Raw genomic sequence first — 19,285 nt, forward strand, 5'->3', positions numbered from 1 at the left:
CACTGGCATAAATTCCGAAGCGATAAGCATTGCAACGCAGAGCGCCATCGAAAGCACTGCGCCCCAGGCAGCGGGTCGACTGCCGACATTTTCCTCAATGGAAACCATCGTCCATATACTCCTGATCATCCATATTCGATGCAGATATAGCGAGTGGGACATAAAACGATTAGTCGTCATAATTTGATTGGATCAATCGATGCTATCGATTAATCTATCGGTTATGGACAAAGCGAGGGCCCATGGAAAAGACCGATTTCAATCAATTGACCTGGTTCAGGGTCGTAGCCGAGGAGCGCAGTTTCACCAAAGCAGCGGCGAAGATTGGTGTTGCGCAATCGACCCTCAGTTACGCGATCAAGCAGTTGGAAGCTGGTATGGGCATCCGGCTCCTGACGCGCACGACGCGGAACGTCACAACAACGCCCGCAGGCAAGCGGCTGCTCGATACAATCACCCCTCGTATGGCCGAAATCGAGGAGGAGATCGCAGCGCTGATGACCTTTCGCGACAAACCTTCGGGTTCGATCCGGCTGACGCTCTCTGATCACGCACTGGAAAGCGCGGTCTGGCCGAAACTGAAGCCCGTCCTGCGCGATTATCCCGACATCACTGTAGAACTGATCCTCGACAGCACCTTCCGCAATATAGTTGAGGAAGGTTTTGATGCAGGCGTCCGGCTGGGTGAAAGCGTCGAGAAGGATATGATTGCGGTCAGGATCGGGCCGGACTGGCGGTTGGTAGCCGTGGCCGCGCCTGAATATCTTACCCAGTATGGGATGCCGGAACACCCGCAGGATCTTGTCCGGCACCGCTGCATCAACATGCGCCATGAAAGTGCTGGGGGGCTTTATGCATGGGAGTTCGAGAAAGATGGTCAGGAACTGCGGGTGCGTGTCAGGGGGCAACTCGCCTTTAACAATTCATACGCCATGATTGACGCGGCGGTGAGCGGTTACGGCATCGCCTATGTGCCTGACAACATTGTCGAGCAGCACGTCGCTTCCGGCGAACTGATCCAGGTTCTGGACGATTGGTCGCCCTTATTCGATGGCTACTTTCTCTACTATCCCAGCCGCCGCCAGAACCTGCCTGCATTCAAAGTCATCATCGACGCTCTGCGATACCGTGGGTAGAGAAATACAACGTCATGCTCTGGCTCAGAGAAATCGTTTACCGGGTCTCAAAAATGCTCTGGCCGGTGGAGAAGCAGCTTTCTACAGACCGAATACTGACAGTCCAGGCAGCACTGTGAGTTTCCTGGACCGCAGGCCTTGGTTGTAACTCGTAGACTTGGGAACCATCAAGGTCGCAAACCTGTCGGTTCGAAAAGCGCTTTATTGCAGTCGTTCGCGTCTTCTACCGTATTAGCCGCAATGCCGACGCAACTATAGACTGAAATAGATCTCTTCGTGCGAGATTGGAATTTCCCCTACGGTACCCTGCCTCCCTGGACTCGCTGACAGTCATCAACTGCAGGAAGGGACTCAGATATCGATAGGAGACTGCGATCCGGCGGAGATTAAACGAAGATACGCATAAATCGATCATTAACATTCGCTTAAAGTCCAGCGTCTGGTGTGGTCCCATATGGTTGTTAAAGCGCCAACCAAAGAGCAAAAGCTCAAAAGGGGATCACAATTATGCGCAACCTCATCGCGAGTACGATGTTGGCTCTCGGGTGCCTGACATCGACATTGAGCGCGGCGGAGAACAAGCCACTTAATGTCGGAATGACAACTTGGGTCGGCTACGGACTTCTCCATCTGGCGCAGCAGAAAGGTTTCTTCAAGGAGCAAGGCGTCGACGTCTTATTAACGACTGTACAGGACAAGCCATCGACCGCGGCCGCTATTGCCACAGGTCGGCTCGATGGATGGGCAACGACTGTCGATACCTTTATCTTCTACAACGCCAAGAAACTAGATATCAAACAGGTCCTTGCGGTCGACTTTTCGAAGGGCGGTGAGGGGATCATCGCCTCTTCCGATGTCAAAACTGTCTCGGAGCTCAAAGGGCGCACCCTCGGCGCTGAGGAGGGGTCCAGCACCTACTTTTTCATGCTGAACGTACTCGCAGATAGCGGTGTCAACGTAAAAGACGTCAAAATACAGTCCATGCGTGCTGGCGATGCCGGTGCCGCGTTTGCAGCCGGTCGTCTCGATGCCGCAGCAACGTGGGATCCCTGGCTTTCGAAGGCCAAGGAACGCGGCGGTCATGTTCTGTCGAGTACAGCGGACAAGCCAGGTCTTATCGTTGACACGGTTGCCTTCCGCTCGGACGTCATCAAAAAACGCCCGAACGACGTGAAAAGTTTCATAAAGGCGTACTTCGAAGCCTATGATTACTGGAAGGCCTCGCCCGAAGAATCGAACGCCATCATGGCGAAGTCACTGGGCATCAAAGATGATGAATTTAACGCATCTCTGGCCGGACTTGACTTCGTCTCCCGCGAACAGAACTTGCAGTACATCGGGGGTGGTAGTGCTGACGGCCAGATCAAATCAGTGACCGAGCGTGGAATCGAGTTCTATACCCAAACTGGGTTGCTCAAGGAGAAGTTCGATGCCGCTACAGTCGTGGATGCTGCACCGCTAGGTGCAGCGCTCGCCAAGTAATGGAACGGTGATCATGCAAAAATCACAACATATGATCTCCAACGTCGGGCCCCTCGGGTCCCATCCTACCGTGAACAACCGAAGGTCGCGATACTTCGCTATTCGCAAACCGTTGCCTGGAAAAAGCACTACGGCACTGTCTATAGGCTTTTTCCTCGTTCTCCTTGCTGGCTGGGCTCTGATCACCGATACCGGTTTGGTGAGCGATTTCTTCCTGCCTCGCCCCTCGCAGGTCGTTGATGCAGCCTGGGTAATGTATGTTGACAACGGTTTCCTATGGGACATTGCAGTCAGCATTTACCGAGTCCTGATCGGGTTTGGTCTTGCAGCTCTCATTGCGGTTCCGCTCGGTCTGCTCATGGGGTCGGTGCAGTTCTTTCGATCGCTTCTTGAACCCTGCCTTGCTTTCACCCGCTATATGCCGGCGACCGCTTTCATTCCGCTTCTCGTTCTCTGGCTTGGTATCGATGACACGCAGAAATTCTCGGTCATCTTTGTCGGCACCTTCTTCACCCTCGCATTGATGGTGATGGTAAGCACTTTGACCGTTCCCGTAGCATTGATCGAAGCTGCAATCATGCTCGGAGCAAGACCCGTACAGTTGATATTCAAGGTCATTTTACCTGCTGCAAAACCAGCGATATTCAACGATCTTCGGATCGTACTCGGATGGGCTTGGACCTACATCGTCATCGCCGAAATCGTAGCAGCGTCGAGTGGCGTGGGCTACGTCATCCTCAACGCCTCGCGTTTCATGGATACGGCAACCATCTTTGTAGGGATCATCTCTATCGGAATGATCGGTCTGATCAGCGATCTCTTATTCAATTTCGCCGGTCGCCACTTCTTCCCCTATCTTCAGCGTGCTCGATCCTAAGGAAGGCTATCATGTCGGACATCATCAATATCCGTCAGGTGACGAAGACCTTCGGTGAAGGTTCAGCAATGGTTACCGCACTCGAGAACGTATCCCTGTCGATCAAGGAGGGTGAGTTCATTGTGTTTCTCGGCCCGTCAGGTTGCGGCAAGTCCACGCTGTTGCGTATGCTCGCCGGCTTGAGCAGCGCGTCGGCCGGCTCTCTTACAATCGGCGGACGCCCAGTGGACGGGCGTGATCCCTCCGTCGGGATGGTCTTCCAGTCGTACACATCATTCGCGTGGCTCACCGTTGAAGAGAATATTGACTTTGGCCTCGATCTCGCGAACGCCGATCGAACAACCAGACGAACCAAAGTCAATACGATGCTGGAGCGGGTTGCACTTATGAAGTTCGCAAAATCCTATCCTTCGCAACTATCCGGCGGTATGCAGCAACGCGTCGCTATCGCTAGAGCACTGGCGGTGGACCCTCGTATCCTTCTGATGGACGAGCCATTCGGAGCGTTGGATGCACTGACTCGCGTGGAAATGCAGACGCTTTTACTCGATCTTTGCGCTCAAGATCGCAAGAGCGTGGTTTTCGTGACGCACGATATCGATGAAGCGATGCTGCTCGCTGATCGGATCGTGGTTTTCTCGCCGCATCCGGGGCGGATTGCCGAAATCATCGATGTGGATATTCCACACCCGCGAACAATCGAGCAAACGGAACGTGAAGACTTCACGCATCTGCGACACAGATTGCGACGGCTGCTTTTCTCTATGGCACGTAAAGCCGCCTGAGTGGCTCCGCTTCAGATCCGGGCAAGCGCGCATGCCATCGTTCGCGCCAGCGCTTTCGAAGCAAGGCTGGGCTCCTTGTCGGCGTATTTTATGCTGAGGGTCGTCATCGGCAAGGAGGGAAGGATCGTCTGATCGTCGATGATCCTCACGCCCTTGTCCGCGTCTCCCACGGTAACAACGGAGATAGCCAGCCCCGCTCGAACGACAGAAAGTACACCCTCCAGGCTGGTGCAGGAGAATTTGCACTTCCATGGCAGTCCCTGCTCATCCAGGGCCGCCACTGCTGCCTTCCGGTAGGCGCAGCCACCGTCCACCGCTGCGAGTTGGAGGACACCGTCTGACGGTGGTATCCAATTATGTCCAGCGATCCAGACAATTCTTTCAGACCGCAGAACATCTCCACTGCTTGCGCCGACTTCGCGCACGAGAGCGAGGTCTAGATTGCGATCACGCAAATCGCGGACATGATTGGCCGCGAGGCCGGCTTTCATTTCAACAGCGACGCCCGGTTTGTCTGTCATGAATCCGCGCAAAGCCTCGGTGATCGGGTCAAAAAGATAATAGTCGTCCGGGACACCTATAACGACCGTACCGCTGATCAGTTGTGGTTTGAAATTTTGCTCCAGTTCGTCGACAGATCGAAGAACCCGGGTCGCGTAAGAAATCAAATCTCGGCCGTCGGCGGTAATCCGACAGTTTCGTGTTGTCCGCTCAAACAGTTGCTTGCCGAGATGCTCTTCCAAGCGAGCAATTTGATGACTGACTGTCGACTGCGTGACGTTCAGACGTGCAGCCGCTGCTGAAAAGCTGTGGGTATCCGAAACTGTGAGAAAACAGCGAAGGAGTGAAGTGTCCATTACGGCCCGCATTTATTTAGTTCATCGATTATTCGATGAATTATTAGCGCTTCTTCTCGTTGAATGAAACCGCCATTCTGCGCTCATAAAAGAGGGTGCATTCATGGATACAATGATCCTAAAGTCGACCAAAGCTGGTCATTCATCTTTTGATCCTATCGAGTTTCTGCAAAAGGTTGTTTCGATTGATAGCTGCGATCCGCCTGGTGAAGAGCTGGAGATCGCGAGGCTAGTCCACGAGCAACTCCTGATGCTCGGCGTTGAATCCGAGCTGGATGAATTTCTTCCCGGGCGTGCAAATGTCCTCGGACGCATCCGTGGTTCCGGCGAAAAGCCTGCCTTCGTTTTCTCATCACATATGGACACGGTACCAGTCGGTACTGTTTCCTGGGAAAGATCGCCGTTTTCCGGTGCTGTAGAGGATGGCCGCCTTTATGGACGGGGTGCGACGGATATGAAAAGCGCGCTCGTTTCAATGATCGGCGCTGCAGGTTCGCTCGCAAGGAAAGCGGATAAGTTAAAGGGCGACGTCATCTTGGCATTTACGGCGGGCGAGAGCGCCAATCTGCTTGGAGCGCGCCGTTTCATTGAGCAGGGTCTGAAGGCTGAGATCGGCGCTTTCCTATGTGGTGAGCCGAGCGATCTCGATGTGGTCATCGTTGAGAAAGCCGCTTTGTGGCTTCGCGCTACGGCTACGGGCCGACTGGGACACGTTTCCGGCGCCGCCGGTGTTAACGCGATTGATGTCGTTTACGAATTCCTTGGCAGGCTAAAGCAGGTGGAGCTCAACTGCCCGCCTCATCCTCTTCTCGATGCTCCGACTATCAGGGTTGGGCGCATTGAAGGTGGTTCGGCTGTCAACCTGACGCCGGATCGTTGCATCGTCGATTTCGACATTCGGCTGCCGCCGGGAGTCGATCATCAGGGGATCGTACGAGAGATTGAGGCCATCGCTCCAGAAAACGCCGTCATCAGCGTTCTCGACTTCAAGCCGGCGGTGGAAAGCCTTCCTGGAGACGACTTCGTCCGTCTCTGCTCGGACATTTGCGCCCGCCACCGTGGCAAGGCGCCAGCCATCAAAGGCGTCTCTTACTACAGCGACGGCACCGTGCTGCTCGAGGGCCTTTCAGTCCCATTTGCAATTATTGGGCCCGGCGAACTTGGACTTAGTGGTCAACCAGACGAATCCGTTTCCGTCGAAAATGTGCTGAAGGCAGTCAACATCTACGAAGATGTCGCCCTCGCCTGGCTGTCGTGAGGACTAAGATGGGACGTAAACCAATCATCGGCATCACGCCTGACATCAACGACGTCGCGGCCCCTGAGACCGAATATGTGGTCCGCAGAAACTACGCGGATGCAGTTCTGAACGCTGGAGGACTCCCTGTCATTTTGCCGTTTGGCGATCCAGCCAATTTATACCTCCAGGAAATAGACGGGGTACTGGTTACTGGCGGCATGTTCGACATCGATCCGCAGCTTTATCGACAGGTTGCGCGCAAAAAATATGTTATGAAGCCGGAGCGGACCGCGTTCGAAAAGACACTGATTGAGGGCGCGCGCAATCGTGGCATGCCCATCCTCGGTATCTGCAACGGTATGCAATTGCTTGCCGTCTGCCTCGGCGGCTGTCTGGTACAAGACATTCCAAGCGAAGTCGAAGGCTCATTCGAGCACAAACCGGCACAGCCGGCCTCGGTTACTCACCATGATGTAGAGGTGGTGGCAAGCTCGAGGCACCTAGATATTTCCCCAGGCGCTGTGCATGCCGTAAACAGCGTTCATCACCAATCGGTGCTGCCCGCCGACGCCTACAACGTGCTAGCGGCAGCTTCCGACAGCGTGATAGAGGCGCTTGAGGCTAAGGAAGGCGGGTTTGCCATTGGCGTCCAATGGCATCCTGAATACGGCGCCAGTTGTATCGATGATGTGATCTGGCGCGGCTTCATAGCTGCTGCTATCCAGTTTTCCTCCAGCATCCGGTAGATCAACATGACAAGCACACCAGAACAACGCCTCAACGCGCTTGCCCTTTGTCTGCCCCGCATCGTTAAGCCTGCCGGGAATTTGCTCGGTTACAAAGTCGATCATGGGCAGATCTACGTGTCCGGTCAACTGCCGCTTGAGGATGGGGCGGTGAAGTATGTTGGCAAGGTCGGCGATAAGGTTGCAAAAGAAGAAGCTTACGAGGCCGCGAAGCTTGCCGCATTGAACGTCGTAAGCCAGCTTTCTCTTGCAGCGGATGGCGATCTTTCGCGCATCGAGGCCATCGCCAAGGTGTCCGGCTTCGTGAACTGCATCCCTGACTTCACAGAGATCGCTGCCGTCATCAATGGCGCTTCAGATCTTTTCATAAATGTATTTGGCGATCGGGGGGCTCATGCCCGGTTCGCAATCGGTGTCGCCTCGTTACCGCGCGGCGTGCCAGTTGAGATCGAAGTCATCGCCCGTCTCCGAGACGCGGGTTGAACGATGCGTGAAATCACTGTTTTGGGCGCGGGTATTGTCGGAATGACGACAGCCTATGCGCTGGCGCGCAAGGGATTCGCAGTCACAGTCATTGATGCCGCGGCGGCACCTGCAGAAGCGGGTGCCAGTTTCGGCAACGGTTCACAGCTCAGCTATTTCTATACGGATGCAATGGCAACGCCCTCTATGGCGGCAAGCCTACCCAAGTACTTTCTCGGGCGTGACCCAGCCTTCCGCATCAAAATGAGTCTCTCGCCGCGGTTCCTCGAATGGGGGATGCGGTTTCTTTTCAATTCGACTCAAGGAAAATTTGAACGAAACACGATCGATGTTCTCAAACTGGCGATGCGCGGTAGGGACGCGTTCAGAGAAATCTCTCGCAGTATCGAATTCGACCATCGTGCCACCGGTAAGCTAAACATCTATTCCAGTCGCAAGAGCCTAGAGAAAGCCAGCCGGCTTAGTGACCTGAAAAATCGTTACGGTGCCGATCAGGTGATCCTTTCGGTAGATGAGTCGATCGCCAGAGAGTCTTCGCTCGAACATTACGGACATGCATTCGCGGGCGCCTTGTGGTCGCCCCATGACGAATCTGGCGACTCGTTCCTATTCTGCCAGGCGCTGAAGCGCTTGCTTGAACGCGACTTTGACGTCAAGTTCATGTTCAATACGGTGGTCAAATCAATCAATGCCAAGAAAGGACGGATTTGTTCGGTCGTCACCGACAAGTTCGAGATGCCGTGTAGTGCCGCTGTCCTGTCCCTTGGAAGTAGCACTGCATTCATTGCCAGAACAATCGGGATTCACGTCCCCATCTGGCCGGTCCAGGGCTATTCCATGACGGTGCCAGCCACCGCTCACGCTCCAACTGCAAGCATTACCGACGCGGCACGCAAGACTGTCTTTTGCAGGATAGGAGAACGGCTCAGGATCGCAGGGTTAGCTGATATTGGATATGGAAAAGAAGGCTTCAGGCAAGAGCGTTTTCAAACTCTCTTCGAAACGGCGCGGGGAATTTTCCCAAAGGCAGGGGACTACAATGGCGAGGTCAGCGGCTGGACTGGATTGAGGCCGGTCACGCCAAACAGCCAGCCAATCGTTGGGCGCTCAAAGATTGACGGGGTCTTTCTCAACTGCGGTCACGGAACGCTTGGCTGGACTTTGTCTATGGCAACGGCAGAAATTCTCGCAATAAACGCGGCAGATTCGATTGACTGCAGAGGAGGCTGATAAATATCTCAAGGCCAGACGATCCGCTGATGACACCTTGGGTAGAGATGGGTTCTTGACTGGCAATCTGGGAATGAAACGACGGGCGCGGTTACTTAGAGCCTGAATCAAAAAGCGGCATGTGTGTGCGAAAATGGTGATTTTCGAGTACCGGAGCGGAGCGTACTCAAGGTACGTGAGCACCGGAATGGAGAAAATTGCCATTTGCAGCCACACAGGGCGACTTTTGGAACAGGCTCTTAGTCTCAATTCGATTTAGTTTAACGATTTCATCATGTGTGATGCCGCCTTGAGACCGCATGAATCTCACAATCAGGCGATCTCGATTAACTGGCGCATTAAGCCTGTCAGCCGATTCCAGTGCCAGAACCAATTCGTCCTTGGTCAGCTCCGTGCAATAGGCGGGCGTTCCGGGTTGTTGTCGCCAGGATTCCGATAAAACACCGGCATCGACTGCGTGGAAACCAGTTTCCTCGACGAGCCCCATGATGACCGATTTGGAAGCTGGCCCGTCACCAGACACAGGTATCGCTATGCGTACGCCTGTCCCCTTAGGGCGGCCTCGTTCGGCCAGAGTGGTCGCCAATGCAGCATTCCAGGCCTTGATAACCGGAAGTCCAAGTTGCAGCTCGACCCAGACGCTCTCTGGTACGCCACCATCGATGCCTGAAATCACGCCGTCGCGGAAGGGGTAATAGTTGGACGTGTCAACGACTATTGTGCTCCGTGGAACCTTGAGAAAGTAACAGGTTAACTCACGATAACTCGAAAATGGAATCGACAGGATAACTACATCGACATCTTCGAACGCCCCCTCCTTCGAGACGGCTGTCGCCCCGATGTCGTGCGCCAGAGCGCGAAGCGATTCCGGACCTTTTGAGTTTGCGATTTTAACATCATGGCCGGAAGCTGCGAGCTTCCTTGCGAGGGTAGCACCAATATTGCCAGCGCCAATGATACCTATTTTCATAAGAGATTCCTTAAGTTAGGGGATAACTGCCCAACTAGACCGGTAGGCCGGATTGTTTACGTAGGCTTTTATCGAATGCTGCTTCAGGTACCAGACGGCGCAGCAGTCTTATTTTTCCTGCGAGTTTGCCGGCGGTATAGCGGCGCTTGGGAGAGGTTGCAGTTGCAGCTGTGACGACTGCAACAGCTACCGTTTCGGGGGTATCTCCGACGGCGATCTGAACGCGCAAGTGCTCCGACATCGTAAAGCGCATCGGCTCATACAGACCGATTGGCTGATCGGGCTTCAGTACGTTTTCCTCAAAAGCAGAGCGAGTATAGGCAGGCTCGATCAGAACAACCCGAATTCCGAATGTGCGAACTTCGTGATCGAGAGATTCCGAATAACCCTCGATCGCATGTTTGGTTGAGGCATAAAGCGCGTTATAGGGCGCGGGGATGAGACCGAGTACCGAGCTCAAATTTATAATGCGGCCTGACTTTTGCCGCCGCATCACCGGTAGAACTGCGTTCGTAACACGGATGACACCGAAAACATTCACGTCAAACAAGGCTTGCACCTGAGCGATTGAGGATTCTTCCGCACCGGCCAGGAGGCCAATGCCAGCATTGTTTACCAGCACATCAATCGAGCCAGCTTCCTTCAAGACGGTCTCGACCAGCTTTGCCACCGACGTCTCGTCAGTGACGTCGCAAGGCACCATGGTGATGCCGTCGACATTTTCGTAATTCGCGCGCCTGCTGGTCCCGAACACGCGGTATCCGGCGTTAAGCAATGCTTTTGCCGTGGCCAGGCCGATGCCGGAAGAGGCTCCGGTGACAATAGCAACATCAGGTTTTGAGCGATTCATGGGAGCGGTCCTCAGTGTTTCACGACTAACGGCTGTAAGTCGGTCTGTCCGGATTTCTGTTTCAAATTTCGTTGTTCCAACGGCGGAAAAGCACGCTGGCATTCACTCCTCCGAAGCCGAAACCATTGGAAAGTGCATACTCCATGACTTTCGACTGGGCTTCTTTCGCCACGAACCCGAGACCTTCACCGGCACTATCCGGGTCATCCAGATTAAGAGTGGGTGGTGCGATCTGGTCACGCAGAGCAAGGATCGTGAAAATCGCTTTCAGTCCACCGGCTGCGCCCAGGAGATGGCCAGTCGCCGATTTGGTTGCGCTGACTGCCAAGTCGGCCCGGCACCCAAATACGGATTTTATGGCCGTCATTTCGCCCAGATCTCCGATCTGGGTAGAAGTCGCGTGCGCATTGATATGCGCGACATCGTCATAGGAAATGCCAGCCTGGGATACGGCAAGCTCCATCGCCCGTCGCGCCCCACTTCCATCTTCGGGCCCTGAAGTGATGTGATGTGCATCGGCAGATGTGCCGTAACCCACAAGCTCGGCCAGCGGCTTGGCACCGCGCGCCAAGGCGTGACTGAGAGCTTCGATCACAAGGATGCCTGCACCTTCGCCCATAACAAACCCGTCGCGTTGTGTGTCGAACGGACGAGAGGCTTTTTCCGGAGTATCATTGAAACCCGTTGACAATGATCGTGCGGCTGCAAATCCGCCCAGGCTGACTTCGTTGATGCAGGCTTCGGTCCCGCCACATATCGCGATATCGGCTTCGTTGGATCTGATGAGGCGTGCGGCGTCTCCGATTGCTTGAACGCCAGCCGCACAGGCGGTTACCGGTGCTCCAATTGGCCCTTTAAAACCATGTCGAATAGACACCTGACCTGCGGCCAGATTGACGAGGAACGACGGAACGGTGAACGGTGAAAGACGACGGGCGCCTTTTTGGTCAACGGTTCTGACAGCTGCGGTAATTGCGGGAAAACCGCCAATGCCGGATGCTATGATTGTAGCAGTGCGCTCTTTTTGGGTTTCCGAAACCGGTTTCCATCCAGCATGCTTTAGTGCCTCTTCAGCGGCTGCAAGGGCGAACAATATGAAACGGTCTACTTTGCGCTGATCTTTTGGGGCAAGAATACGATCGGCATCAAAGCCGGCCTCGGCATCTTCCGATATTGTTGGCACCACGCCGCCGATCCTCGATGGCAAATCGCCCACAATGTCATCGGATAGTCGTTTCACGCCTGAACGACCGGCAAGCAAACGGGACCAGGTTACCGGCACATTGGCTGCAAGGGGACTGATTGCCCCCATTCCTGTCACAACGATACGACGCATGATGAATACTCCGACTTCAATCCATTGATTCCGAAGGCGCGCCAGCCAGACCACTCATTCGTCTCGCTTCGGCAGCTGCAGCATCGAGAAATCGTCTGGATAGGTCCTTATTGTTCACAACGCGAGAAAGCGTAACGGCACCAACCATGATGGAGAGCAGCGCCATGGCTTTGTCGCTTCTTTCTTGTGATAGTGTGCTTGTGAGCAGTTCATTGAGAACTGCCAGATGACCGCGGATGCCATCCTCGAAGGGAGCCTTCACATCCGGACTTTGACGTGCAACGTCCGCCCCGAGCGCCACGAGAGGGCATCCATCTCCGATTTCATCCCGATGGTCGAGGGAGAGATAGAGATTCAAAATCGCTTCCAATTGGGCGGCGTTGCCCGCAGCAGCGTCGGCCCACCTTCGAGTAGCGCCTTCCATGGCGCGGCGTGATGCTTTGGCCGCAAGATCATCCTTGGATTCGAACTGCTTATAAAAGCCCCCCTGTGTCAGGCCGGCGCCCTTCATTAAGTCCTTCAGTCCGATGCCATCAAAGCCATGTTCTCGGAAAAGCCTGCTTGCGACATCAATCACTGTCTCGCGATTAGCTTCCGCCTGCGCTCGGCTGACTCTCATTTGCCGTCTCCTTTAGATTTCGTTTGACATCTATAACAGGCTTAGATTTTAATCGCAATCTAAATCAATCGCATTTGTCCGTTTAGAAGGTCCACCTGCTATGAACCGCAAATACGTTTTGGCATCGGGATGCGGCATTGCTGCATTCCTCTTATTTGAAGTATCCCGCCATAAGCGGACCGATGCCGACCCAAGTAGTTCGCCAGCTCTGGTTCGTCTGGTCGTGGCAAAGGCAGTCGGACTGCTCGCTTACCGGCATGATCGAGGCAATGATCCAGAGCGATCTCGAGTTTCTTAGCCGCCGTTTCAATGTCGTTGTGCGGCTCATAAGGCATACTTCATGAAGGACCACTTTTCAGGGGGCCGACCACTTGTTTGACGACTTTGTCCGGAGTCGTTGCCTGAAAACCCAATTCCGCAAAGTCGCACGCGGTGTAAATCATCGTTTGACGAAGCCTTGGCGGACCGCCGGGCCGGCCCTGTCTACCCTTGGTCTCGGCATTTACAGTCCTTGACAGTATCCTAATTCATGAATTATGATACCGTATAGTATCTAATAACGCGCAGGCCTATTGGCGGGTTTCGGCCGTGTCCTCTACTCAAGAAAAGAACGCAAGATGAAACGCAAATATGTCCTGGCTTTCGCAGGCATGGTCGCAGCGGCTGGTGCCGCGGCTTTCTTTCTGGTTTCCGAAACGCTTAATAGGGAAGCCGAGGCCGCGGACCCGAGGACTGCGCCACCACTGGTCAAGGTGACAGAAGCGGCATGGACGGAAACGGCGGGGCGCTCGTTTACCGGCACCGTCGCTTCGCGGGTACAGAGCAATCTCGGGTTCCGGGTTCCGGGCAAGATCGTCGAGCGGATGGTTGATGCGGGCGAGCAGGTGAGAAGAGGCCAGCCGTTGATGCAGATTGATGAAATCGATCTCCAGCTTGCACTAACAGCAAAGCGTAATGCCGTTACAGCGGCGCGGGCGGTCCTGATCCAGGCCCAGGCGGATGAGAAACGGTATGCGGCACTTGTGAAAAATGGATTGGCTGCCACTCCGCAGCGTTATGAACAGGCGAAAGCGGCTCTCGATACGGCCGCAGCACAGCTTGCTGCGGCTGAAGCGGACGCCAAGGTGGCGGAAAATGCGGTTGCCTATACCGTTCTTCTCGCCGATTCGGACGGAACGGTTGTCGACACGCTCGCAGACCCAGGACAGGTCGTGGCCGCGGGCCAGACGGTCATCCAACTGGCGCAGGCCGGGCCGCGTGAAGCTGTTGTCTGGCTGCCTGAAACCTTGCGGCCGGATATTGGATCTGAGGCGCAGGCCAGTATCTATGGAGGTAGCAGTCTCAGCGGAAAGGCCAGGTTGCGACAGATTTCCGATTCTGCCGACCCGCAAACCCGGACATACGAGGCACGTTACGTGCTCGACGGCGCCGCTGCGTCTGCTCCGCTTGGCTCGACAGTGACGATCAAAATATCGGACGCGAACAGGCAGTCAGAGGTCGCCGTGCCCGTCGGTGCCATCGTGGACGACGGTAGCCGGACAGGTGTGTGGACTATCAACGGTGCCACTTCCACCGTGAAGTTCACCCCGGTCGACGTTAAACGGATCGGCGAGGAAACCGCCATCGTTAGGGGTATCGGCATTGGAGAGAAGATTGTTGCTCTGGGCGCACATCTTCTGGAAAACGGCGCAGCCGTCAGAATTGCCTCGAGCCAGGAGGTGACAAGATAATGCGCTTCAATCTCTCAGCCCTCGCGGTTCGCGAACGCGCCGTTACCTTATTCTTTATCGTTCTGTTGGCGGCTGCAGGCGTCTATGCCTTCGTCAAACTGGGACGCGCTGAGGATCCATCCTTCACCATCAAGACCCTGACGGTCACTTCATTCTGGCCGGGCGCCACTGCACGCGAGATGCAGGATCTTGTCGCTGAGCCACTTGAGAAGCGGCTCCAGGAACTTACCTGGTACGACCGTGTCGAGACCACCACGAGACCGGGATATGCCTTCCTGACCGTCACGCTGAAGGACAACACACCGCCCACGGCTGTCGAAGAGGAATTCTATCAAGCGCGAAAGAAGCTTGGAGACGAAGCCCGAAATCTCCCGCCGGGCGCCATGGGTCCGTTCGTCAATGATGAATATTCCGATGTAAGCTTCGGCCTTTACGCTTTGAAGGCGAAGGGGATGCCGATGCGCGACTTGGTTCGGCAGGCCGAGGTTATCCGGCAGGATCTCCTGCATGTTCCCGGTGTCAAGAAAATCAACATCCTCGGGGAACGTCCCGAACAGATCTTCGTCGAATTTTCCTATGCCAAGCTGGCAACACTTGGAATATCGGCGCAGGATATCGCCGCAGCTTTGCAGAGACAGAACACCGTCACGCCGGCCGGCTCGATCGATACGCGTGGGCCGCAAGTCTTCATTCGTTTCGATGGAGCCTATAACAGCATCCAGGCCATTGCCGATACGCCGATCGTCGCCGGAGGCCGAACGCTGAAGTTGTCGGACATCGCCGACGTTCGGCGCGGTTACGAAGATCCTGCCACCTATCTCATTCGCCACAATGGCGAACCCGCCATCATGCTGGGCGTGGTGATGCAACAAGGGTGGAACGGACTGGATCTCGGCGAGGCGCTTGAAGCGCGATCCGCCGCAATCGCGCAAACTTTGCCACTTGGCATGTCACTCACCAAGGTCAGCGACCAGGCCGTCAACATCAACGAGGCGGTCGGTGAATTCATGCTGAAGTTCGCCATGGCTCTTGGTGTCGTGCTGTTCGTGAGCCTCGTCGCACTCGGCTGGCGCGTCGGCATCGTCGTCGCGCTCGCCGTGCCGCTGACGCTGGCTATGGTTTTCCTCATCATGTTGGAAACCGGACGCTTCTTCGACCGGATCACGCTCGGCGCGCTCATCCTTGCACTTGGGCTTCTCGTGGATGACGCCATTATCGCCATCGAAGTGATGGTGGTGAAGATGGAAGAGGGCATGGACCGCATCAAGGCGGCCGCTTATGCCTGGAGCCACACAGCGGCGCCGATGCTGTCGGGGACACTCGTCACCATAATCGGACTTATGCCCGTCGGATTCGCCAAATCGAGCGCAGGTGAATATGCTGGCAACATCTTCTGGGTCGTGGGGTTTGCCCTGATCGTCTCCTGGTTTGTTGCTGTGATCTTCACGCCGTATATGGGCGTGAAGATGTTGCCTGAGATAAAACCGGTCGAGGGCGGGTACCACGCCATCTACGATACACCGAACTACCGCCGCCTGCGCTTACTCATCGAATTTGCGGTTCGCCACAAGTTCATGACCTGCGGGGTGGTTGGCGTCATGATGGCTGTCTCGGTTGTCGGGATGGGAGGTGTAAAGCAGCAGTTCTTCCCGACTTCGGACCGGCCTGAGGTCCTCGTCGAAATTCGCATGCCTGAAGGCACGAGCATCGAAAGCACAACCGCCGCAGTGGCGAAAGTTGAAGACTGGTTGCAAAACCAGCCAGAAACAAAGATCGCCACCAGCTATGTCGGGCAGGGCGCACCCCGGTTCTTCTTTGCCATGTCACCGGAATTGCCTGATCCTTCTTTCGCAAAAATAGTCGTGCTTACCCCTGACGCCCATGCACGAGAAGAACTGAAGCACCGCCTTCGGGCAGCCATATCAGAAGGCCTCGTTCCGGAGGCGTCCGTGCGCGTAACGCAGCTTGTGTTCGGGCCGTATACGCCATTCCCGATCGAGTTTCGGATCATGGGACCGGATCAAGACGAGCTTTACAGGATTTCCGCGAAGGCGCTCGCGATTATGAAGACAGTCCCCGATGTCCGCCAAGCCAATCGCGACTGGGGTAACCGCACGCCGGTGTTGCGCTTCATGCCGGATCAGGATCGGTTAAACCTGATCGGCCTTTCTCCATCGGAGGTGGCACAGCAAATGCAAATGCTACTGAGCGGCATTCCGGTCACGCAGGTGCGCGACAACATTCGCAACGTGCCTGTCGTTGCTCGAAGCGCCGGCGAAAACCGACTTGACCCTTCGAGGCTTGCTGACTTTTCTCTGATGAGCAGAGATGGCCGTCAGGTACCGCTTGATCAGATCGGGCACTCCGAGATTCGGTTCGAGGAGCCCATCCTGAAACGGCGCGACAGGACGCCCGTCATCACGATCAGGTCCGATATCAGCGAGGCGACACAGCCGCCGGAAGTGTCGCAGCAGGTTATGAAGGCTCTCCAGCCGCTGATCGCATCGCTCCCGGTCGGGTATCGTATTGAAATGGGCGGCAACATCGAGGAGTCGCAAAAGGCCAATTCCGCACTCCTTCAGGTCTTCCCGCTAATGATCGCCGCGATGTTGATCGTGATCATCTTGCAGGTTCGCAGTCTGTCGACGATGACGATGGTCATGTTGACCGCACCGCTTGGCCTCGCCGGCGTGGTGCCGACATTGCTCCTGTTCAATCAACCTTTCGGCTTCAACGCCATTCTCGGCTTGATCGGATTGGCAGGTATCCTGATGCGCAACACGTTGATCCTGACGGAGCAGATCAAGGAGAACAAGGCGGCTGGTCTCGACGACTATCAAGCCGTCATCGAAGCGACAGTACAGCGCACACGCCCTGTCATCCTGACAGCGCTCGCAGCTGTCCTGGCCTTTATCCCCCTAACGCATTCGGTGTTCTGGGGATCAATGGCCTATACGCTGATTGGCGGAACGGCAGCAGGGACGGTGATGATCCTGCTCTTCCTTCCGGCGCTGTACGCCGTGTGGTTCCGGATCAAGACTCCAAAGTACGGGAGCCACCGTGAAACGATTGTGGAGGAGCCGCGGAATACCAGAGCCATGGCCGCCGAGTAGATACCTAAAGTAAGACGGAGCAACAATATCGGCGATGCCAGCCCACCTAATATGTCGCTGTGGCGCCATTGGTTTTGCGAGAGACCCGCACCATACTCTGTCTGCTGACTGTTAACCCCAGTCAGCTTGCGGGATTGCGCGCGGTGACGATCCATGTTGCGCCATTGATCATCACCGACCGCTCACCGGCGCAGCCCCCGAAGGCTGCACGAACCGCAGCCGAGGCGCGGGAGCGGATGTCATCCGGCTGATCAGCAAGAGCGCGCGCCAGCGGGCCGACATCGAGTGTCATGTTCACGGCGTCATCGAGAGCTGCATCCCGCGTTTCTCCCTTGCCGAATGGGATGGCGGCATCGAAGGGCGCAATAGAGACATCAATGAAACCGGCCGCCGCTAGAATACGCGCCACACGTCTCTGGTCGCCAAAGGAGAACGGGCCAGGTGTTTTGGGACCAGGCGGCGTCATCTTCGGGATGATGTCCTTGATCGCGCCTAACGGCAAACGCACCCAATCGTTCTCGGCCATGCTGCGCCAGCAGACGAAAGTGACCCGGCCACCCGGCCGGAGCGCGCCGCGCATATGAGTGAAGGCCGCCGCAGGATCGTCAAAGAACATCATTCCGAAACGCGAGAACAGGATGTCGAACGCACTTTCTGGCAACACGTCGCTGCTGGCGTCAGCTACCTGGAATATGGTCGGCGCATCCTGCGGCGCGAGCGTGCGCGCTCTCTCGATCAGCGGTTCTGATATGTCCACGCCTAGCACATAGCCCCCGGCGCCGACGCAATTAGCCAAATCCAGACTGGACGCTCCCGCGCCGCAGCCAATGTCCAGCACGCGTTCACCCGCGACGGGCGCCGCGGCTTCGATCGCCGCCTGGCCAAACGCTGCCATCATGGCATCAAGCCGGGCCTGATAAGCGACCCACCGCTCTCCGCCTTGGCCTTTCCAATCGGCAACCTGAGAAGCAATTTTACCTGTCACGACAATCCTCGTTCTGAACCGATCTTAGCCATGCTATCCGCCCCTTGATTGTCGTGACGGTGCGCGGCGATGAACATGGCGACAGCGGACCGGCAATAGGATTCGATCTCGTTGTCGTCCTCTGCTCTCGCCTCATCGAAGCGGGCAATCATCAAAAGATCGGAACCTTTGATAAGAGCAGCGAATAGGCGAGCGGACTGGAGAGGATCGGGCACATTCAAAACCGCCTTCGAGTGCAACTGGCGCAACAACGCCTCCATCTGCTCGATGACATGGGCGGGACCGGCTTCGTAAAAGAGCTTGCTTAACGACTTTTGGTTTGTTTTTTCCGCCATGACCATAGCCTCGACATTTCGGACGTCCGGGCTCAGCAGTGTGCGAAGGAGCGATGATCCCGCTGCCATGAGCTGCTCTTCGGCCGATCCTTCGACGCCTTCAAGAAAGGTCTGTGGTGCAAACAATTGATGACAGCGTGCCGCAATAGCCGCGCTAAACAGCGCTTCCTTGTTCTCAAAGTGCCGATAGATGCTCAGCTTTGAAATCTTCGCTCGTTTGGCGACCTTGTCCAGGGTTGTCGCCTGAAAACCCAATTCCACAAAGAGTTCGCACGCAGCCTCGACGATTGTTTCGCCAAGTGCCTCGTTGATGGGCCTGCCACGCCGGCTTTGAATATTTTCGCTCACGAGAATTACAGTCCTTGACAGTATCTTTATTCTTGATTTAGGATACCATGTAGTTTCCGAAATAAGCAAGCCAAAGAGAGAGACGAGGGTGTGATGCAACGACGAACATTGCTGAAGCCGCGCTTTCCAGCGTCAGCGTCCCCCGTACCAGACCAATGCACAA

General features: G+C 55.6%; 17 protein-coding genes. 10 read left to right on the forward strand and 7 right to left on the reverse strand.

The window, feature by feature from the left end; genetic code table 11:
* Window positions 1-242 precede the first annotated feature (242 nt).
* From FHW00_RS15885 to FHW00_RS15900, 4 genes are all read left to right on the forward strand, one after another.
* Window positions 243-1,136, forward strand: a complete 894-nt coding sequence (locus tag FHW00_RS15885; RefSeq protein ID WP_078341360.1) for a LysR family transcriptional regulator — start codon at window positions 243-245, stop codon at window positions 1,134-1,136.
* 507 nt (window positions 1,137-1,643) lie between these two features.
* The gene (locus FHW00_RS15890) at window positions 1,644-2,618 is read left to right on the forward strand and encodes an ABC transporter substrate-binding protein (RefSeq protein ID WP_078337469.1); all 975 of its coding nucleotides are present in this window, start codon (window positions 1,644-1,646) and stop codon (window positions 2,616-2,618) included.
* A gap of 13 nt (window positions 2,619-2,631) precedes the next feature.
* A complete protein-coding gene (locus FHW00_RS15895; RefSeq protein ID WP_210189468.1) occupies window positions 2,632-3,495 on the forward strand; it encodes an ABC transporter permease in 864 nt (287 codons plus the stop codon).
* A gap of 11 nt (window positions 3,496-3,506) precedes the next feature.
* Entirely contained in the window at window positions 3,507-4,280 is a 774-nt protein-coding gene (locus FHW00_RS15900) for an ABC transporter ATP-binding protein (protein ID WP_078337467.1), read from the forward strand.
* 11 nt (window positions 4,281-4,291) lie between these two features.
* On the opposite strand, the gene FHW00_RS15905 is transcribed toward FHW00_RS15900, so the two are convergent.
* Window positions 4,292-5,137, reverse strand: a complete 846-nt coding sequence (locus FHW00_RS15905; RefSeq protein WP_078337499.1) for a LysR family transcriptional regulator — start codon at window positions 5,135-5,137, stop codon at window positions 4,292-4,294.
* 103 nt (window positions 5,138-5,240) lie between these two features.
* Here FHW00_RS15905 and FHW00_RS15910 point away from each other — a divergent pair, with 103 nt between their 5' ends.
* Genes FHW00_RS15910 through FHW00_RS15925 form a run of 4 tightly spaced genes read left to right on the forward strand, consistent with a single transcriptional unit; the run spans window position 5,241 to window position 8,836 of the window.
* Window positions 5,241-6,395: a M20 family metallopeptidase gene (locus FHW00_RS15910; protein ID WP_078337466.1), complete on the forward strand. Its 1,155-nt coding sequence runs from the start codon at window positions 5,241-5,243 to the stop codon at window positions 6,393-6,395.
* Between the two features lie 8 nt (window positions 6,396-6,403).
* Window positions 6,404-7,123: a gamma-glutamyl-gamma-aminobutyrate hydrolase family protein gene (locus FHW00_RS15915; protein ID WP_078337465.1), complete on the forward strand. Its 720-nt coding sequence runs from the start codon at window positions 6,404-6,406 to the stop codon at window positions 7,121-7,123.
* 6 nt (window positions 7,124-7,129) lie between these two features.
* Complete coding sequence (locus FHW00_RS15920; protein WP_078337464.1) at window positions 7,130-7,606, forward strand: RidA family protein; 477 nt, start codon at window positions 7,130-7,132, stop codon at window positions 7,604-7,606.
* Window positions 7,607-7,609: 3 nt separating this feature from the next.
* Complete coding sequence (locus FHW00_RS15925) at window positions 7,610-8,836, forward strand: FAD-dependent oxidoreductase (protein WP_078337463.1); 1,227 nt, start codon at window positions 7,610-7,612, stop codon at window positions 8,834-8,836.
* A gap of 166 nt (window positions 8,837-9,002) precedes the next feature.
* Here FHW00_RS15925 and FHW00_RS15930 read toward each other — a convergent pair whose 3' ends face one another.
* The 4 genes from FHW00_RS15930 to FHW00_RS15945 all read right to left on the reverse strand — a co-directional run bounded on the left by FHW00_RS15930 (window position 9,003) and on the right by FHW00_RS15945 (window position 12,611).
* Complete coding sequence (locus tag FHW00_RS15930; protein WP_078337462.1) at window positions 9,003-9,806, reverse strand: NADPH-dependent F420 reductase; 804 nt, start codon at window positions 9,804-9,806, stop codon at window positions 9,003-9,005.
* Window positions 9,807-9,840: 34 nt separating this feature from the next.
* The gene (locus tag FHW00_RS15935; RefSeq protein WP_078337461.1) at window positions 9,841-10,656 is read right to left on the reverse strand and encodes an oxidoreductase; all 816 of its coding nucleotides are present in this window, start codon (window positions 10,654-10,656) and stop codon (window positions 9,841-9,843) included.
* A gap of 61 nt (window positions 10,657-10,717) precedes the next feature.
* Window positions 10,718-11,992 carry a beta-ketoacyl-ACP synthase II gene (gene fabF, locus FHW00_RS15940; RefSeq protein WP_078337460.1) on the reverse strand — a complete coding sequence of 425 codons (1,275 nt, stop codon included), beginning with the start codon at window positions 11,990-11,992 and terminating at the stop codon, window positions 10,718-10,720.
* Window positions 11,993-12,008: 16 nt separating this feature from the next.
* Entirely contained in the window at window positions 12,009-12,611 is a 603-nt protein-coding gene (locus tag FHW00_RS15945; protein WP_078337459.1) for a TetR/AcrR family transcriptional regulator, read from the reverse strand.
* Between the two features lie 617 nt (window positions 12,612-13,228).
* On the opposite strand from FHW00_RS15945, the gene FHW00_RS15950 reads away from it, so the two are divergent.
* Together FHW00_RS15950 and FHW00_RS15955 are read left to right on the forward strand one after the other, a co-directional pair.
* Window positions 13,229-14,341 carry an efflux RND transporter periplasmic adaptor subunit gene (locus tag FHW00_RS15950; protein WP_078337458.1) on the forward strand — a complete coding sequence of 371 codons (1,113 nt, stop codon included), beginning with the start codon at window positions 13,229-13,231 and terminating at the stop codon, window positions 14,339-14,341.
* Window positions 14,341-17,454 carry an efflux RND transporter permease subunit gene (locus tag FHW00_RS15955; RefSeq protein WP_078337457.1) on the forward strand — a complete coding sequence of 1,038 codons (3,114 nt, stop codon included), beginning with the start codon at window positions 14,341-14,343 and terminating at the stop codon, window positions 17,452-17,454. The genes FHW00_RS15950 and FHW00_RS15955 overlap by 1 nt, the downstream gene beginning before the upstream one ends.
* A gap of 121 nt (window positions 17,455-17,575) precedes the next feature.
* Here the strand turns inward: FHW00_RS15955 and FHW00_RS15960 are convergent, their stop codons facing one another.
* Entirely contained in the window at window positions 17,576-18,439 is an 864-nt protein-coding gene (locus FHW00_RS15960) for a class I SAM-dependent methyltransferase (protein ID WP_078337455.1), read from the reverse strand.
* A complete protein-coding gene (locus FHW00_RS15965; protein ID WP_078337453.1) occupies window positions 18,436-19,122 on the reverse strand; it encodes a TetR/AcrR family transcriptional regulator in 687 nt (228 codons plus the stop codon). The genes FHW00_RS15960 and FHW00_RS15965 overlap by 4 nt, the downstream gene beginning before the upstream one ends.
* Window positions 19,123-19,285 lie beyond the last annotated feature (163 nt).

The organism is Ochrobactrum sp. P6BSIII (assembly GCF_014138065.1).
Classification (GTDB): Bacteria; Pseudomonadota; Alphaproteobacteria; order Rhizobiales; family Rhizobiaceae; genus Brucella.

Bases quoted from the DNA above. Each gene is read 5' to 3' on its own strand.
- FHW00_RS15945 (WP_078337459.1), bottom strand. From the start codon at position 12,611: ATGAGAGTCAGCCGAGCGCAGGCGGAAGCTAATCGCGAGACAGTGATT.
- FHW00_RS15950 (WP_078337458.1), top strand. From the start codon at position 13,229: ATGAAACGCAAATATGTCCTGGCTTTCGCAGGCATGGTCGCAGCGGCT.
- FHW00_RS15955 (WP_078337457.1), top strand. From the start codon at position 14,341: ATGCGCTTCAATCTCTCAGCCCTCGCGGTTCGCGAACGCGCCGTTACC.
- FHW00_RS15905 (WP_078337499.1), bottom strand. From the start codon at position 5,137: ATGGACACTTCACTCCTTCGCTGTTTTCTCACAGTTTCGGATACCCAC.
- FHW00_RS15885 (WP_078341360.1), top strand. From the start codon at position 243: ATGGAAAAGACCGATTTCAATCAATTGACCTGGTTCAGGGTCGTAGCC.
- fabF (WP_078337460.1), bottom strand. From the start codon at position 11,992: ATGCGTCGTATCGTTGTGACAGGAATGGGGGCAATCAGTCCCCTTGCA.
- FHW00_RS15910 (WP_078337466.1), top strand. From the start codon at position 5,241: ATGGATACAATGATCCTAAAGTCGACCAAAGCTGGTCATTCATCTTTT.
- FHW00_RS15900 (WP_078337467.1), top strand. From the start codon at position 3,507: ATGTCGGACATCATCAATATCCGTCAGGTGACGAAGACCTTCGGTGAA.
- FHW00_RS15935 (WP_078337461.1), bottom strand. From the start codon at position 10,656: ATGAATCGCTCAAAACCTGATGTTGCTATTGTCACCGGAGCCTCTTCC.
- FHW00_RS15890 (WP_078337469.1), top strand. From the start codon at position 1,644: ATGCGCAACCTCATCGCGAGTACGATGTTGGCTCTCGGGTGCCTGACA.
- FHW00_RS15930 (WP_078337462.1), bottom strand. From the start codon at position 9,806: ATGAAAATAGGTATCATTGGCGCTGGCAATATTGGTGCTACCCTCGCA.
- FHW00_RS15915 (WP_078337465.1), top strand. From the start codon at position 6,404: ATGGGACGTAAACCAATCATCGGCATCACGCCTGACATCAACGACGTC.
- FHW00_RS15925 (WP_078337463.1), top strand. From the start codon at position 7,610: ATGCGTGAAATCACTGTTTTGGGCGCGGGTATTGTCGGAATGACGACA.
- FHW00_RS15895 (WP_210189468.1), top strand. From the start codon at position 2,632: ATGCAAAAATCACAACATATGATCTCCAACGTCGGGCCCCTCGGGTCC.
- FHW00_RS15920 (WP_078337464.1), top strand. From the start codon at position 7,130: ATGACAAGCACACCAGAACAACGCCTCAACGCGCTTGCCCTTTGTCTG.